Origin of the sequence: Bradyrhizobium sp. ORS 86, assembly GCF_045571475.1 — a bacterium.
GTDB lineage: Bacteria > Pseudomonadota > Alphaproteobacteria > Rhizobiales > Xanthobacteraceae > Bradyrhizobium.
This window is the reverse complement of sequence record NZ_CP120699.1, coordinates 2,409,135-2,424,525: the sequence shown is the minus strand read 5'-3', so window position 1 is coordinate 2,424,525 and position 15,391 is coordinate 2,409,135. Positions and strand designations below refer to the sequence as shown.

Annotated in this window: 12 protein-coding genes and 2 pseudogenes; 7 read left to right on the top strand and 7 right to left on the bottom strand. The window is 58.1% G+C overall.

The window, feature by feature from the left end:
- Positions 1-4: 4 nt before the first annotated feature.
- Positions 5-1,069, top strand: a complete 1,065-nt coding sequence (locus P6U25_RS10920) for a helix-turn-helix domain-containing protein (protein ID WP_407151235.1) — start codon at positions 5-7, stop codon at positions 1,067-1,069.
- A 99-nt stretch (positions 1,070-1,168) separates the two neighbouring features.
- Positions 1,169-1,390 (top strand): annotated as a pseudogene (locus P6U25_RS10915) (IS1 family transposase); the annotation flags it as partial.
- An 89-nt stretch (positions 1,391-1,479) separates the two neighbouring features.
- Here P6U25_RS10915 and P6U25_RS10910 read toward each other — a convergent pair.
- The 4 genes and pseudogenes from P6U25_RS10910 to P6U25_RS10895 all read right to left on the bottom strand — a co-directional run bounded on the left by P6U25_RS10910 (position 1,480) and on the right by P6U25_RS10895 (position 5,910).
- Positions 1,480-2,145: a 2OG-Fe(II) oxygenase gene (locus tag P6U25_RS10910; protein WP_407151234.1), complete on the bottom strand. Its 666-nt coding sequence runs from the start codon at positions 2,143-2,145 to the stop codon at positions 1,480-1,482.
- A gap of 46 nt (positions 2,146-2,191) precedes the next feature.
- Positions 2,192-3,253, bottom strand: coding sequence for a GFA family protein (locus P6U25_RS10905; protein WP_407151233.1), 1,062 nt, complete (start codon positions 3,251-3,253; stop codon positions 2,192-2,194).
- Between the two features lie 911 nt (positions 3,254-4,164).
- Positions 4,165-4,355: pseudogene (locus P6U25_RS10900) on the bottom strand (hypothetical protein); the annotation flags it as partial.
- A 1,114-nt stretch (positions 4,356-5,469) separates the two neighbouring features.
- On the bottom strand, positions 5,470-5,910 hold the full coding sequence (locus tag P6U25_RS10895; protein WP_280973080.1) for a VirK family protein: 441 nt from the start codon (positions 5,908-5,910) through the stop codon (positions 5,470-5,472).
- 44 nt (positions 5,911-5,954) lie between these two features.
- Between P6U25_RS10895 and P6U25_RS10890 the strand changes: the two genes are divergently transcribed.
- The 5 genes from P6U25_RS10890 (at position 5,955) to P6U25_RS10870 (ending at position 9,837) form a co-directional block, all read left to right on the top strand.
- On the top strand, positions 5,955-6,338 hold the full coding sequence (locus P6U25_RS10890) for a hypothetical protein (RefSeq protein WP_407151232.1): 384 nt from the start codon (positions 5,955-5,957) through the stop codon (positions 6,336-6,338).
- The gene (locus tag P6U25_RS10885) at positions 6,335-7,081 is read left to right on the top strand and encodes a hypothetical protein (protein WP_407151231.1); all 747 of its coding nucleotides are present in this window, start codon (positions 6,335-6,337) and stop codon (positions 7,079-7,081) included. Before P6U25_RS10890 ends, P6U25_RS10885 begins: the two co-directional genes overlap by 4 nt.
- A 102-nt stretch (positions 7,082-7,183) precedes the next feature.
- Positions 7,184-7,564 carry a hypothetical protein gene (locus P6U25_RS10880; RefSeq protein WP_407151230.1) on the top strand — a complete coding sequence of 127 codons (381 nt, stop codon included), beginning with the start codon at positions 7,184-7,186 and terminating at the stop codon, positions 7,562-7,564.
- 98 nt (positions 7,565-7,662) lie between these two features.
- Positions 7,663-8,058, top strand: coding sequence for a GNAT family N-acetyltransferase (locus tag P6U25_RS10875; RefSeq protein WP_407151229.1), 396 nt, complete (start codon positions 7,663-7,665; stop codon positions 8,056-8,058).
- A 432-nt stretch (positions 8,059-8,490) separates the two neighbouring features.
- The gene (locus tag P6U25_RS10870; protein ID WP_407151228.1) at positions 8,491-9,837 is read left to right on the top strand and encodes an MFS transporter; all 1,347 of its coding nucleotides are present in this window, start codon (positions 8,491-8,493) and stop codon (positions 9,835-9,837) included.
- Positions 9,838-10,339: 502 nt separating this feature from the next.
- Here the strand turns inward: P6U25_RS10870 and P6U25_RS10865 are convergent.
- The 3 genes from P6U25_RS10865 to P6U25_RS10855 form a co-directional block, all read right to left on the bottom strand.
- The gene (locus P6U25_RS10865) at positions 10,340-11,182 is read right to left on the bottom strand and encodes an electron transfer flavoprotein subunit beta/FixA family protein (RefSeq protein ID WP_280973086.1); all 843 of its coding nucleotides are present in this window, start codon (positions 11,180-11,182) and stop codon (positions 10,340-10,342) included.
- Positions 11,183-11,674: 492 nt separating this feature from the next.
- Complete coding sequence (nifA, locus tag P6U25_RS10860) at positions 11,675-13,414, bottom strand: nif-specific transcriptional activator NifA (RefSeq protein WP_407152491.1); 1,740 nt, start codon at positions 13,412-13,414, stop codon at positions 11,675-11,677.
- Between the two features lie 268 nt (positions 13,415-13,682).
- Positions 13,683-14,474 (bottom strand): SDR family NAD(P)-dependent oxidoreductase, encoded by a 792-nt coding sequence (locus P6U25_RS10855; protein WP_280978199.1) that lies wholly within the window; start codon positions 14,472-14,474, stop codon positions 13,683-13,685.
- Positions 14,475-15,391 lie beyond the last annotated feature (917 nt).

Here is a 15,391-nt window from a genome sequence, read left to right as displayed (position 1 = left end):
GTAGATGTTCAATCCTAGGAGGCTCAGCCTTGCGCGAATGCGCAGAAGGCTGACAGCGCGAGCGCTTGCGGAAAAGACAGGGCTAGCCGAGTTAACAATATCTCGGCTGGAGAAGGGCACCAACGTGCCTGATGCCGCAACATTCGACAAACTTGTGCAGGCTTTAGAGTTTCCGCGTGAGTTTTTCCTCGACCGTGATCCGGAAGAAATTGACACAGGCGCGGTTAGCTTTCGCAGCTTCACTAAAATGAGCGCGAAGGAGCGCGATGCGGCTATTGCCGCTGGCACGATGGGCTTGCAGTTGAGCGCATGGGTAGAAGAGCGCTTTCAGCTTCCCCAGCCGAGTTTGATAGATCTAAGCTATGAGACCGAGCCGGAATCCGCTGCTGCGGCGCTTCGCCAGCACTGGGGACTGGGCGAGCGCCCAATAGCCAACATGCTGGCCCTTCTGGAAACCAAAGGAGTGCGGATTTTTTCCCTTGCCGAGAACACCGCGTCGGTCAATGCGTTCTCATTCTGGCGAGATAATAAGCCGTATATTTTCCTGAACAATTTCAAGACAGCGGAAAGCAGTATTTTTGACTCGGCTCACGAGCTTGGCCATCTCGTAATGCACAAGCACGGTGACCCTAAAGAAACGAGAGCTGCCGAACGAGAGGCCAACGGTTTCGCGTCCGCATTTTTGATGCCTTCAAGAGATGTGCGGGCCCAAGTTCAAAGACCAATCTCCACGCAGGCGATCTTAAGAGCGAAGTCCAGGTGGCGCGTTTCCGCGATGGCTCTCTCATATCGTCTGCATGCCTTAGGCATGCTGTCAGACTGGCGTTACAAGTCGATCATCATGGACTTGGGCAAATGGGGATATCGCGACGGAGAACCGAATGGCATTCAAAGAGAAACGTCAGCAATTTGGCGAAAGGTGCTTACACAGCTATGGAGCGAGAGAACTACGAAGAACGACATCGCAAAAAGCCTCCATTTGCCCCTTGATGAGCTTGAAGGACTGATTTGGAACCTAGCAGGTCCGGAGAGCCGTCCGGGAGAGAGGGAGTTGCGGGAAGTCAAGTAAATGAATTTTCACATTGACGCTAAGCATAAATACTCGGGGCATGAACAAGCTGTCGCTCCAAACCCGCGTCCAAATCCGCGAGGGGTATGACGCAACCGGCGCAACGTGCCCTCAAAGCCCGTCCAGTGTGATGAAATCTGGTCGTTCAGCTACGCCAAGGCCAGGAATGTCAAGTTCGCCAAGTCAGCCCCGGCCGATGCTGGCGACGTTTGGACGTGGACCGCTATGGATCCAGACTCCGAACTGATCGTTTCTTGGCATGTGGGCAACCGTGGCTCGCACACCGGTACGGCGTTCATGCACGACTTGAAGGCCCAGCTCGAGCCTATTCAGCATGCCAGAGATTGCCGGCATACATCAATCGTCCTCGTCCGAATCCGAATCCGACCGTTCCTCTCAGCTGGCCTGGATTATCCGGCAACTACGACGTCTTCGATCATCCGGCGGTTTGCACCGCCGCGCCTCGAACAAAAGTACACCAATGAGCGGCGTTCCCCGCTATGCACGGGCTTGACCTCGTGGCGGAACTTGCACCTGGTGATAACCACCGTACCTAGCGATGGACGAAATATTTCGGGCTCGCGCCCGGTTGGATATACGACGAACTCACCACCCTCGAAGTCTTTCGCGAGCTGAACAATCACAGAATACTCGAAGTCTGGGTCGCTCTCAGCATCCAAATGAATGCCGACAAAGGACCCAGGCGGCATGCGATGCATTTGGCATCGGCGGACGACGTATTCTGACGATGCTCCGAAGATCTTCTTAAGCACGAAACTACGGTCTTTCCTTTCGAGAAGTTCGATGATCCGCGCTGATGATTTCCCATTTACGTTGCTGGGACGACGGCCGGGGTGATCTGTGCGGAGCCGCCTCACGAACAGATTGTGAGAGTCTCCAGCATCTCCCTGTAGAACCACCTCTTCAGGGATATCTGACTGCAGCTGATTGATCTCCGCCAGGTCGTCTTGGGTGAACAGCACCCCGGGACTAACCAGGACGGTACCTTTATCTCTTAGCTCGCCTCGGTATTTCGCGAGAGCTTCTTCTATAAGCAGGCTGGATTTATCGTTCATTGTGCACGCCTTTCAGGTTCATTCAACGATTCGAATTTAGGGAAGCCTACTGTATCTGCCATGAGCGGATCGCCTGCTCCCAATTCTCACCGTCGAACTCATCCACTGTGATGCTTTCGATGGTGGTCTTATCCAGGCAGCGAACGTTCACACTGAATCCTGCAGGATTTGACCGCGGCCGGTAAAATGGCTTTACGCCGCAAATCCGACAGAAGGTGTGATGAGCAATATTGCTGTTGAACTTGTATGTCGTTAGGAATTCTTCGCCGCACTCGATTCTGAACTTGTCGCCAGGAACGAGCAGGTGCAGAAATCCGGACATATCGCAGATTGAGCAATTGCAGCTCACTGCAGCTACGTCCTGCGGCGCACGGACGCAAAATTTGACAGATCCGCAGTGGCAGCGACCGTAATGCTCAATCTCGAGCCGATCGTCTCCAGCAGGAGAGCCGGATCGAGCGACGTTGCGGCACCATTCCAAGTTGAGGCGGTACGCACGATCGTACTCATCTGAGAAACGGCTATAGGCGTCGATGGGGACCAGTTCGCTGATAAGGCGGCTTGTCATCTCACCATGGTACTTCTCCGCGGGATCCTCTCCACCGACGTGGATTCGGAAATACTCAAGGTCGTCAGAGCGAACATCAAAGGTTTTAACCACACTGCCCCACAGCGCGTGGATCATCTCGGCAGCGTGCAGCTCAAACGCGACCATGTAGGCGCAACGCACTATGGCGTCTGTAGATGACAAGCCATGATACAGCGCTCGCAGGTACCGGCGCGTCGTGGAGCTGTAACTAGGCTGTATCGGCCGGCCGAGCAGCCGCGACGCGTCTCTTCTAAAGAGATTGGCGTGAAAGCTGTCTGTGTCCAGAATATCGGGCAACGCAGCGTTGCCGCCTTTGAGAACGCGACCATGGCCTCCCGTCTCGTCCCAGCAGATGAAATTTGCGACCACGCTGGTTAATTCAACGTCCTTCGGCACGCTTCGATTGCGATGCATTGCCTCGAAGATGAGATCGCTTTGTGATCCCGATTGCAGATACGGAAACGCCTGTGACATCGCGAAGTATTCAGGCAGTAGGGTCGCAAGCTGCTCTTTGGACATCTCCGCAGCGAACGGATGGGGGCCGAACCTGGCCCGAGCTTGGTGCACCGGGTGATCGCCGGCTGATAGCCCGGAAGGTTGCTGCATCTTAGAGTGAGAAGCGAGAGACGACGTCATGCGCCCCCAACTATGCACGAGAGCTTTCCCTGGATGAGCGGCAAAGACACAAAACAGGAGCTAACCAAGATGGGTGCCTTTCGTTTTCAATAGCTCTGGCGGTTGGCAAGAGATCGTGGTGAGCCAAAGAGACCAGTAGAACGTCGTCCGACATGTGTGCTTGCGGCTGTGATCGCCCGGTCGGCCCATGCATCGCGCGATGCAAGTCCACATGTCTCACGACGTTGTCGCGTTGCAGCGAGTTGCGGCTGAGCTTCGTGGCCAGCGTCTTGGTCAGTTCGACCTCCTTATCGGTGTGCCGCATGTTTGCAGATCGGGACGAGCGGCAGGCAGCAATGTTACTCTCCTATCGGCAGCTTTGCGAAAAGTTGCACGCATGTGAGACGCATTAAGATGAAGGAAAGCGGCGCGCCTCCGCATGCCCTCGCCTCATTCCGCGTTGTAGCATGCTCAGAGCAACCGCCGTGCCAACCCGTCCTCACATTGTAAGACACTGAGTATGCGTTGAAGGTGCGCAACTAACCGATCACGCCAAATGTTTTGAATCCGACAGGATTGATGGGCGGTCAGAAAGTGAACAATAGCGACGGCTAAGAAGCGACGGTTTGCCACTTCCGCTAACCAGAGGTAGTTGAAATCGTGGTGCTCAAAGCGCTGCTCACAGATCACCAACTAGCCCGAGGAATCGGACACATGAACGCACAGTCCACTTGCTGGCGCAGGGGACGCCATTCATGGGGAAACAAGATACGGTGAATTTAGCGCCTGCGCCCTCACGACGAGCAAGAGCCCGATCAGCTTCTTTCACTCATCTGGCGATATGTAGGATGCCCCTCGCCCCAATGAGGCGCTTCGTAAGCCGGCGCGCCGGCTTCACCAGCGACCCCGAGCAGAGCGCGGAAGCCGTGAAACGGACAGAATAGCCGAACCGGAAGCTGAACTCGTTGAGGCACGCTTGCAGGTGCTGCGGGCTGACGCCGTGGCACGATGAGCAAGTCCAGTTTCAGGAAAACCGGCGACTCGACCTCGGCGATGTTCCACATTCGCCCAATCGAAAATGTCAAAAAGCGAGCGATCGATTGGAGATTACGCCGGCTGGCGGAGATTTCAGAACCTCCTTGAACGCGTCAACTCCGACGCATTCGATGAGCGCGGTGCCGTCTTCCCACGTACCCATCTCCATCACATTGGCAACGAGCCTTGACATTCCTTCGGACACGACGATGTCGGGGGGGCGTCCACCAGACGTATTTGGCCGCGAGCCGCAGCATTTCTGCGCTTCGAACAGATTCGGTCATTGCGGCGTCTCCAGTGACAACAGTGGCACGACTTGGTGCGGGTATCAACCGGATAGGTATACGGCGCACCTCGCGGGACAAGGCAGGTTTGCAAGAGGAAAGTAAGAACCCGCAAACGACATCAGTGTTGCGAGAGTGCGCGTATATTGCGCGATATTTGCCTTCGCTGACCGCCACAAGCGTCGCGGCGCCCTCGCAATTCCGTCAATTTTGACAATCTGACGGCATCACGGATCTGAGGCGGATTGCCTTCAATTTGATGGGGCAGCGACGGATATTTCCGTCGCCGCCCGCTTGTAAGGCGCCGCCAATCAATAGCAATTTGTTGGGCATGCAGCTCGCACAGCCGACGAGCACGATTAGAGGAGCGGCCCTGGTGGCGAGCAAGCGGCAAGATTAATCTAGTCGCGCACCTCCCAGTGACAACAGGGGATCCAGATCCCGATAAAAGGTGCCGCTCCCCAAGCGAACTCGTCGCTCGAGAGAGCCCAACCGAAGTTATCGCAGATGTCGCGACAGATGACGTCCGCGGCGCAGCAGCCGACATACGCTCATGCCACCTCCCTCTCCGCGCGGTCCGTCCAATACTCGCTCGACAAACACCTCTATGCGGAGGACCACCTGGTCGAGTGCGGCCTCGCCAAACTGAACCAACTTCGTGGCGGCTAGCCGCCACGAGAGGAAGGCCAAAAAACTATCCGGACGTACCTGCGATCGCGGCCACCGAGACATGGCTGCGACGAACGTTTCGCGGATCAGGCTGGAAGAGCGGCACCCGTCGGGTGCGCGGTGCTTCTCCAATTACCAGATAAACTTGGCGCCGTCCGGCAGTTCGCAGACGAATTCGCCCTGGTTCACGACCTCGGTCGCCCCCGCGGCCAGCTTAGCGGCCCGCACGGTGAGCCTGCCTTCGCGGCTGAGGCTGTGGCGGATGTACTCCGTCACCGGGCGTCCGGAACTATCCAAGGTCTGATGCGCATTGGCAAAGCTAATACCATTCTGGCTGGTCACCCTGAAGGCACTGATTACCAGGCCTCCCTGCGTGGCCGGCCCCGGCTTGCCCCCATCGACGGTGGCACAACGACTGAGGTCCAGGATCAGCTTCACATTCTTGCCGGCTTGCAGTGCACTGAGCACCTCAACGTATTTCGGCGATGGTTCATCGGCCTTGGCGATCGGGCTCACGGCTGCAGCCATAAGCAAGGACAACAGGATCGACAGGCCTTTGCCACTGAGTTGCATACTCTTCTCCTCTACAAGAACCATAGACCACGCAACTGGCCGACTTGCCTGATGTCGTGTTCGCGAACATCCTGGCGGATTCCAAACATCAGGAACGTTCACATTCGGACAGCAGCAGCTGTCGCAGCGGCTCGCAAGCGGTTCTGAACCCTATCGAACGTCACGACTTCGTAGGTCAGGTTTGCGAAGTGACGCTGTCACGCCCGCACCGGTTCCGTGCCCGCCAAATTGCTCGCGACGATCTGGCGCATGCTTGCTTCATCCAGGAAGCCTGCCCGACGCGTTCACCGAGCATCGATGCGAAGCTGCATCCCACCCAAATCGACAGGCGACAGCATGTTGTGCGTAGCACAGTATCCGCGGCGATCGTTCAACAAGATAACAAGCGTGTGGCAGATCGCCTGCACCGGTTCGGAGCAATCAGATGATCACGCCGGTTCGGCGGAATTGGGATGCGAAAGGGTTATTCAATTCATTGACGCCGGAGATGTTCGCCGCCGAACCACCAGTTGTCCGCGCTCGCTGGGACAAATTGTGGCCAGACCTGTACACGGAATATGATGCAAGGTATCTGCAGGCAGAGCTATCCAATCGCCACTTGATTGCGACCAGCGAAGCCGAGGCGTTTCTTAATGCCTGGACGGTGGACGAGGAGCGCCACACCAATGGCTTCATCCGCATCATTGAACTGGTCGCTGGTGGATCCGAAGGGGATCTTTGGGAGCGACTGGACGCTCGACCGCATGATTTTAGTCACATCACCGAATTTCTGAAGGACGAATTCGCACTGATGGTCGTGATCGCATTCGATGAAATGTGTACTTGCCGCGCTTACGCTGCGGATAAGGATTTCTATGCCGGATTTCAGAACCAGAGCTTCGTTTGTTGGCTGAGGGAGTTGATCGCCGACGAGGCGGTTCATTCGATGAACGCTGTTAATGTTATCCGTGCCCGCTATCGCGGTCGCGTTCGCGAAGCCGGCGCAATTCTCGATCGCCTGATCAGCGGCGTCGTCAATGATCCGACTTATCGTGGCACCTTCCTTCTGGACTACTTCGGCCAGGTGTACACGAAGGAAATGCTTGCCAGGTGCCGCGCCACGATCCTGAGAAATATCGCAAAGCCGCTCACAGCCGCAGAGCAAGACGAACTGAATCGCCCACCCAATTGATCCCGACGCCGTCGCAGCCCACCAGAGCGCGATGAAAGACACCACGCGCGCAGCCCGCTTGGGCCCGCACAAAGACCGCTCCCCCGAAAGCGAACAAGTCAGATGAACCTGGTCGTCCAAGGCGTCGGCGGACTGACCACGCTCCTGCTTCCATTTCACATCACCTCGTTTTCCCGGATCAGACTTTGTCAGCATCGGATCAGGGATGATCTATCGTCGGTCTTGGCCGTGCCGCAGTCGGCCAGTGTCTCAGCCTATAACGGCAGTTCGCGCGGTGCCGACCTGAAGATCGGATTGCGATCCAGCCTCCCGATAACGGACTATCATGTGCTTGGCGAGCCGGTGACTGTTGACGAGCAAGGCGGTCCAGAAAACCCACCTCCGGCGACGGTGCTTGTCGTTGCGATCGTTCGCCACGATGGGCCTTCTGCCTTGAACGACCAGGTTCCGCTTGTTGTCAGCTCACACGGTCGAAGCCAATGAAGGCGTGGGTTACCTATCTTGAGATGACAGATCCATCGAAGGTCATGAGATTTCCAGCGCCAGCGCTGCCGCTCTCGATTACCGGACGGCGACTTGCTGTGAAGGACTACCTGCGCCTATTCCGTCTGGTCGGGGATCGCGTTCAATGGGACCTTCGCACCAAGGCATCCGAGGCCGAGGTAGCGCAGCTGATCAGCGCGCACGACCTGATGACGCTCGTGCTGCGTGTCAGCGATGTTGCCCGCGGTCTATGTGAATTCCGCCAACAATCCGACCGCGAAGTCGAGCTCCTGTTCTTCGGCATCGATGCCCAACTGGAAGGGCAAGGACTTGGACGTTATTTTCTGTCGAAATGCCTTACAATTGCATGGGCTCGCCAGCCAGGCCGGATTTGGCTTCGGACCGACGAGTTCGACAGTCCGAAGGCGGTGAAGTTGTACGCATCCGTTGGCTTCTCGATTTTCGACCGCCGATATGAGGACGTCGCCGATTGATGACGTGAACCTTGGGTTGCACCTCCATATTTGGTGTGCAGCTACGTCATCGACGAGAACGGTCACATCCACGCCGTCCATCACAAGATGCACGATCGCCTTGGAGGTTTGACCTGCTCAGGCAGGCCTGATTCGGCTAAACAGCTTGACGATCGCGCAGCTGCGAGAAGTTTGCGCGGGCGGTCGATGATGTGCGCCTACCAACGGCCAAAGCTGCCACTTCCTCCGCGATTGGTTCCTGACGTAACAGAAAAAAACTGGTCTTGATAATCTGTGTAACCACGCGGCAACCGCCGAAAATATGCCGAAAAGATCAGGCGCTGTCCGACCGGTCGGCAATACCCAATCATGGCAATTCCCGGCCCGAATTACAGCTCGGCCGGCGAGAGGGTCTTCCGCAACCGGCCATTTCAGATGGGAAGGAAACTCGCGGTGTCACAAGCGTCCAATTCGCATGCAACGGCCAAGTCGCGCATCGGCGCGATCTTGCGTGCGACCAGCGGCAATTTCCTCGAGCAGTTCGACTTTTTTCTGTTCGGCTTTTACGCCAGCGCCATTGGGAAGGCGTTCTTCCCCTCGGAGAGCGAAACAGCTTCGCTGCTCAACACCTTCGGCGTGTTCTGGCTCGGCGCCCTGATGCGTCCGGTTGGCGCGATCGTGCTCGGAGCCTATATCGACAAGCTCGGACGTCGGCAAGGCTTGATCGTCACACTCTCGATCATGGCAATCGGCACCGTGATTATCGCCTTCTGTCCGACTTACGCGACAATCGGCATCGCAGCGCCCATCATCGTGCTGGTCGGGCGGTTGCTGCAGGGCTTTTCTGCCGGCGTCGAGGTTGGCGGCGTTTCGGTTTATCTGTCGGAAATCGCAACGCCGGGCCGGCGCGGTTTCTACACCTCCTTCCAGTCGTCCAGCCAGCAGGTCGCGATCTTCGTCGCAGCGATCATAGGCTACGTCCTGAACGAATCGATTCCGGCCGAAACGGTGGCCGCTTGGGGCTGGCGCATCCCGTTCTTTCTCGGCTGCCTCATTATTCCGCTAATCTTCTTCCTGCGAAGGACGCTGGAGGAAACGCCGGAATTTCTGGCCATGAAGAAGCATCCCACGACCCGCGAGGTGTTTGCTTCGGCGCTGGCCAACTGGCGCGTGGTCATTCTCGGCATGATGATCGCAATCCTGACCACGACGACCTTCTATTTCGTCACGGTTTACACGCCTACATTTGGCAAGAGTGTCTTGAAACTGTCCAGCCAGGACGCTCTCTTGGTGACACTCTTGGTTGCCGTCACCAATTTCATCTGGAATCCGGTTGGCGGCGCCGTTTCTGACCGAATCGGCCGCAAGCCGGTTCTGCTGACCATTGCGGGGCTCGCGCTGGTGACCACCTATCCTGCCTTGTCCTGGCTCGTCAGTGCGCCCTCGTTCGCCAAGATGCTGGCAGTGGCGATGATGTTCTCATTCTATTTCGGCATCTACAGTGGCACCATGTTGGGCGCGCTTGTTGAGATCGTACCGACGCATGTGCGCACCACCTGCTTCTCCCTGGCCTTTGCGCTCGCGGCCGCCCTGTTTGGCACCTTTACGCCATTTGCCTCGACCTGGCTCATCAATCAAACTGACGATAAGGCTTCGCCCGGCTTTTGGCTGATGTTCGCGGCCCTGCTCGGCATCATTGCGGCACTTACCGTCTATCCCGGAACCAAAAAGCCCTCGAGAGTTGCGAAGCCGGCGCGGCCCGAACGACCCACCGGGGCTTTGCAAGCCACACCGCGCTAGCCCCAATCGCTTGGCCGTCATGACGGCCCCTGACGCGAATCGTCAGGGGCCGTCTTGGCGGATGGACTCTCGACCCCGCTCGCGATCGCCATCAGCGCACTGCTGGTGCTGACGCCCGCGCCGCGAGGACACGACCATAATCGCGATCATCGACTTGCTCCGGTTGAGATTCGTGGATCGGTATCGCTGGGCCTCTGACCCCACTGTGGCTCGGCTGGCAGGCGCTCCGCTTCACCTCGCAGAGGTCGGCCTCGAGCCGGCTGCATCCGCAGGCGAACTCATCATCAGGGGCCGAACTATCGCGCCACCTTGAAGTGATATGATGGTATTCCACACGCGCTCGACTGGGCAGATAGTTCAGCGAGCCGTCATGCGATACAAGAATATTCGCGACCCGCGAGCTGCGCTGTACGCACTGAACAGCCCTTTTGACGAGGGTATGCTCACTCGCCGGCAACGCGCTGCTCCGACAACGTGGCCCATCGCCTAACGATCCTGCGGATCAGACATCGCGGACGAGTGTCGCAAGATCGGTCTCAAGCTTTGGCTGGTGCTTGAAAATGGCATCGATCAACGCTTGCGCCGGCTGCTCGGCCGCCTCCACCAGCGCCGCCTTTTCAGCGCGCGCAGAGGGAGCGAACACACGCTTGACGACGGTCGGCGAGCCCTTGAGTCCGCATTTGGAGAGGTCCTCGACGCCGGCGTCCTGCGCGCTCCATTTCACGATTGACGCGCGAGCGGCGCGCAATGCATCGGCCATGGCACCGCGGCGAATCTGGTTGGTCGCCTCGAGCATCGTAATGAGACATGGCAGTTTGGTCTGCAGAACTTGGACGCCGCCTTCGGAGCGTCGCTCCGCTTCGATCGTACGCGCTGTCAAATCCAGATCTCTGATCTTGGCGACGTAGGTCAGCTGCAGGGCGCCGAGCCGCTTGGCGATGCCGGGCCCGACCTGCGCGGTATCTCCGTCGATGGTCTGCTTGCCGGTAAATATGACGTCTGGCGCGCCATATTCCTGACCAATCTTTTGGATCGCAGTCGCCAGCGCGTAAGTCGTTGCCAGCGTATCGGAGCCGGCGAAACAGCGATCGGTAAGCAGAACGGCGCGGTCGGCGCCAAAGGTCAACGCCTTGCGTAACGAATCCTCCGCCGACGGCGGCCCCATTGTAAGCACCGTGATCTCACCGCCGAGTCGATCGCGCAGCTCCAGTGCGGCCTCAAGCGCAAAGAGATCGTACGGGTTGATGATGGTCGGCACGCCCTGGCGCATGATCGTATTGGTGACTGGGTGAACGCGGATCTGCGCGGAATCGGGGACCTGCTTGATGCAGACGACGGTGTGCATGTTGTTCTCCGGAGGCTTCGACAGCCAACGGGAACAGCAAGTGTCGTACCATTGCAGACTCCAAGAATAGATCAATTAATACAGCGACTTATGAGATTCCAGCATAACCAGCCCAAGCTCCGGCGACGACAGAACTCCGACATTCGTCGTGGGTGCGACAGCAGGTTCGGCCTGCTTGATGTGGAGTTGACCTGCCAGCTACGGCGCACCATTCAAAATGGAATCTGTGTTGCTGGCGCCAATCCCGACGCTGGTCCGGCAGCGGCAGCAAGGCCGCAGCGCCCAACGGACGACAGGTTTGACGTGGTGGGCCGTTGGTGATCGCGCCGCTTTGGCGGCGCTCGCAGCGTCCAGTTAACTACCTACGGGCAGCCTTTGACGAGCGCTTCACCGCTGCGACTAATCATATGCAGGAGTCCGCGCGAACCCTTGAGCCTTGCTCTGTGCCGACCGCTTGCCTCACTTGATTGCCGTCGCGACGCGCTCTTGCGTTCAGAAGCGCTTGATCTCGACTCCATATTTCCTCAATGCATAGCCAATCTGCCGCGGCGTTAGTCCAAGCAGCCGTGCTGCCTTTGCCTGCACCCAGCCCGACCGTTCCATCGCGGCAATGACGCGCTCGCGATCGGCCGTCTTCCCGCCCCCCACGAGAGCTGTGCCGGCAGCAGGCAGCGGAGGCCGATCATCGCTGACAGGTACGAGCGGCGCAGCCGCTTCAGTGGGCCGCGTGGCCGGCCTCACCGACATTGGCGCAGCAAGTCCCGGTTGGGGCGTCGCCTCTTCCGGCTTGCTCTTCCACAGCATCGCGGAAAGGCATTGACCGTGGCAGCATGCAAAGTCACTCCTGACGATTGAAGGTCCCGGCGCCAGAGTGGCAGTGCGTTCGACGCAATTTTCAAGCTCGCGGACATTTCCAGGAAATCCGCAGTTCATCAGCACCTCAATCGCGCTGGTATCGAACGTCAGCGCGCGGCCGTTCTCCTTGTTGAAAGCGGCGAGAAACTCAACGGCGAGCAGCGGAATATCACTGCGCCTTTCGCGCAGCGCCGGCAGCAGCAGAGGAACCACGCTGATCCGATAATACAGATCGGCGCGGAATTCGTTCCTTACGACCGCCTCTTCGAGGTTCTTATTGGTTGCCGCAATCACGCGAACGTCGACTTTGATGGTCTGATTGCTGCCGAGGCGCTCAAACTCCTGCTCTTGCAGGACGCGTAGTAACTTTGCCTGAAACGAGGGCGAGATCTCGCCGATTTCATCAAGGAACAGAGTGCCTTTGTCGGCGAGCTCGAAGCGTCCCTTGCGCGAACTGAACGCGCTGGTAAACGCACCTTTCTCATGACCGAACAACTCGGACTCCAGCACCGCCTCCGGGAGGGCAGCGCAATTCAGCTTGATGAAGGGCCGCTTGGCACGCGGCGAGAGCTCGTGAATAGCCTTGGCGACCAGCTCCTTACCCGTTCCGGATTCGCCGCGCAGCAGAACCGTGCTGTTAGACTTGGCAACCACGGCAATCTTGTCCAGCAAGCCTCGCAGAGCCGGGCTGTCGCCAATGATGCCCTGAACATGAACCTTCTTACGTTCCCGCGCGGGCGGCTTAAGCTCGAGCAGTTGCTTCTGCAGCCGGTCCTTTTCCGTCATCAGTCGCTCGCGGTCACAGGCGAACAGGCGATGCAGCTTCACTGTCTGCCCGACCAGATTGGCGATCATGGTCAGCAGACGTACGTCGTAATCGAGCAAAACGTCCGACCTGTCGTCGAGAATGCGGTCGATGGTCAGGGTCCCGACGACTTTTGCGTCGATGCGAATGGGCACACCGATGAAGGAGACCGGCTGATTGTCGGACGCCCCAAGCACCTCCAGGTCCGCGGCAGTGAAGGCCGGCTCAGCAGCCACATTTTGAGCGACGAGCGGCCTGTCCGTCGCCATAATTTGATCGATCGCCTTCTGTGGCAGACGCATCCGATAACGCTCATCACTGCCTTCGCTCCAGCCGGCTCCGACCGTGATATCCGGCATGCCATCATCGTCGAACAGCGAGACGATGCCGTGTCGCATCTGCACAAACGATTGCAGCAGATCCACGACATTGGTCAACGTGACTTCGAGCCGGCACGGAGCGGCGAGCACCTTCGATATTTCAAAGATGCCGCTCAGCGCACTCTCGCGCCGCGGCTCAACACAGATCTCGCGGTCTGTCTCTGACTGTGATCTTTCGCGCGCGCAAGCCATATGCAGCATGCGAAGGTCTCCGTTGTTATGATCATCCTGCCTGGCATCTTGTTCGGGTCTGCGAGCTTCGTGTTGCATGTCATGCTCAATCTAGCGCCCAGTTTGACGAGATGACATAGATAGATGACATCCTTTCATGGTGCGACAGCAACTTCACAAAGCGTTGATCCGCCATCTTCATGTTCGTGGATCGCTGCACGTTATCGGCGGAGAACGCGAGATCCATTGATCTGCTCAAATCAAGTTATGAATTGCCAGAGCCTGCCGGCTACAGATGCTGGCCGCCATTAATCGGCACCTCGGTACCCGTGACATAGCTTGCCGCATCTGAGCATAGGAAGAAGATGACCTTGGCGACTTCTTCGGGCGTGCCTATCCGACGTAGCGGGATGTTTGGCACAAGCTGGGCTTCCGTGTCCGGCGATAACATCTCGGTCCTGATTTCGCCGGGAGCGATCGCGTTCACGCGAATGCCGTGTGGCGCATAATCGTGCGCCATTTCGCGCGTGAGACTTGCAAGCGCAGCCTTCGACGTCGCATAGGCGCTGCCCGCAAACGGATGCACCCGTGAGCCGGCGATCGAGGTCACGTTGACGACCGAACCTGACGCTGATTTCAGCTCGTCAAACAAACCCTGTACGAGCAGGATCGGCGCCACCAGATTGAGATGAAACACCTGCATCCAGGTCTCGATAGACGTCGCCAATGATGTCAAGCGGGTGCCATCTGGTGTCTTCGGTGACATGCCGGCGTTGTTGATCAACGCATTCAACGGTGTCCCTGCAAGTCGCTCCTTGACCTCAGCGATGGCGCGCGGGAGCATCCGATGGTCGCTGAGGTCGGCCTGGACATGATCGTCAGTCCCTGATTCCCATGGGCACCGGCTGCCATCAAACGGTTGGCGCGCGCAGGAAATGATACGCCAACCCGCGTCCGAAAACAGCTTGGCGGTCGCATGGCCAATGCCACGCGATGCCCCTGTCAGCAACAGCGTTTTCTGTTCTCCCGGTCGGACGCGCGCTTGATCGGCATGAAACGGGCAAGCCACGCCCCTCACCAAAGGCGCGGTGGCTGCCGGATCGGCATTTGCGAAATTGAGATTCAAGCACGCCTCCCCATCCTTCAGCCTGCTCCCGAATGCATTGCAGGATTTGGGCCACGGCAAGGCAGACGATGTCCGCGTCGGTTTTGCAGCCCAATGTCGCGTTCGCGCACAGCCTGTTCTGTTCCAGACATTGCGCGTTTGCATTCTGACAATGACAAACCGTAGGGCACGCGCCCTCCCCTTGAGCATGGCGGCGCGCGCCATGTGATCCATCCGACGTTAACCGACACATCTTGCCCGTCGCGCGCTATCGAACTCATCTATAATTCGCGCGTGCCCGACAGGCTGCCGGCCCACGCTCATTGACCCGATAGAGTTGGCCTCGCCCGATCGCATCCGCAAGCTGGTTGTGAGAGCGCAGACGAGCTACTTCTGGCCGGATCGGAGTGCTGCGTCAAGAAGGCGCGTCGCCGCAGCTTCCAACCGCGCACGATCGCAAGCACAAATCTGACGCGACATGCTTCTACGTCAGGTTTGCCTACGACTGCGCTTTGCATCGATATGACATTGCAAAGTTTGGTCTGCCGCTAACACCACGAAACGAGGGAGACGTCGTAAAGCTGATCCGCCCGCAACAACTCTACACTGCGCGTCGGTTCATACGAGTGTGCACGACCGTTGCACGCACAGCGTCGCTCCCCGATTTGGCGTCGGAAACCGGCCATTGATACGTTGACGCTCCGGCTTGAGGCTCTTGGATGCCGGCGTCGGACGCGATGCGTAAGATTTCGTGATGGAGACCCGTCAGATCGGCCGGGTCGCGATTGGTCTTTCCGGCCTCGCTTGGTACGCACGCGTTGGCCGCGCGCCATGCATAAGCAAGACCATTTGTTCGCACTCCGTCAGCTTGATGAGGCCGTCGCCTTTCAAGC

Bases quoted from the DNA above. Each gene is read 5' to 3' on its own strand.
- P6U25_RS10920 (WP_407151235.1), top strand. From the start codon at position 5: ATGTTCAATCCTAGGAGGCTCAGCCTTGCGCGAATGCGCAGAAGGCTG.
- P6U25_RS10910 (WP_407151234.1), bottom strand. From the start codon at position 2,145: ATGAACGATAAATCCAGCCTGCTTATAGAAGAAGCTCTCGCGAAATAC.
- P6U25_RS10905 (WP_407151233.1), bottom strand. From the start codon at position 3,253: ATGTCCAAAGAGCAGCTTGCGACCCTACTGCCTGAATACTTCGCGATG.
- P6U25_RS10895 (WP_280973080.1), bottom strand. From the start codon at position 5,910: ATGCAACTCAGTGGCAAAGGCCTGTCGATCCTGTTGTCCTTGCTTATG.
- P6U25_RS10885 (WP_407151231.1), top strand. From the start codon at position 6,335: ATGATCACGCCGGTTCGGCGGAATTGGGATGCGAAAGGGTTATTCAAT.
- P6U25_RS10880 (WP_407151230.1), top strand. From the start codon at position 7,184: ATGAACCTGGTCGTCCAAGGCGTCGGCGGACTGACCACGCTCCTGCTT.
- P6U25_RS10865 (WP_280973086.1), bottom strand. From the start codon at position 11,182: ATGCACACCGTCGTCTGCATCAAGCAGGTCCCCGATTCCGCGCAGATC.
- nifA (WP_407152491.1), bottom strand. From the start codon at position 13,414: ATGGCTTGCGCGCGCGAAAGATCACAGTCAGAGACAGACCGCGAGATC.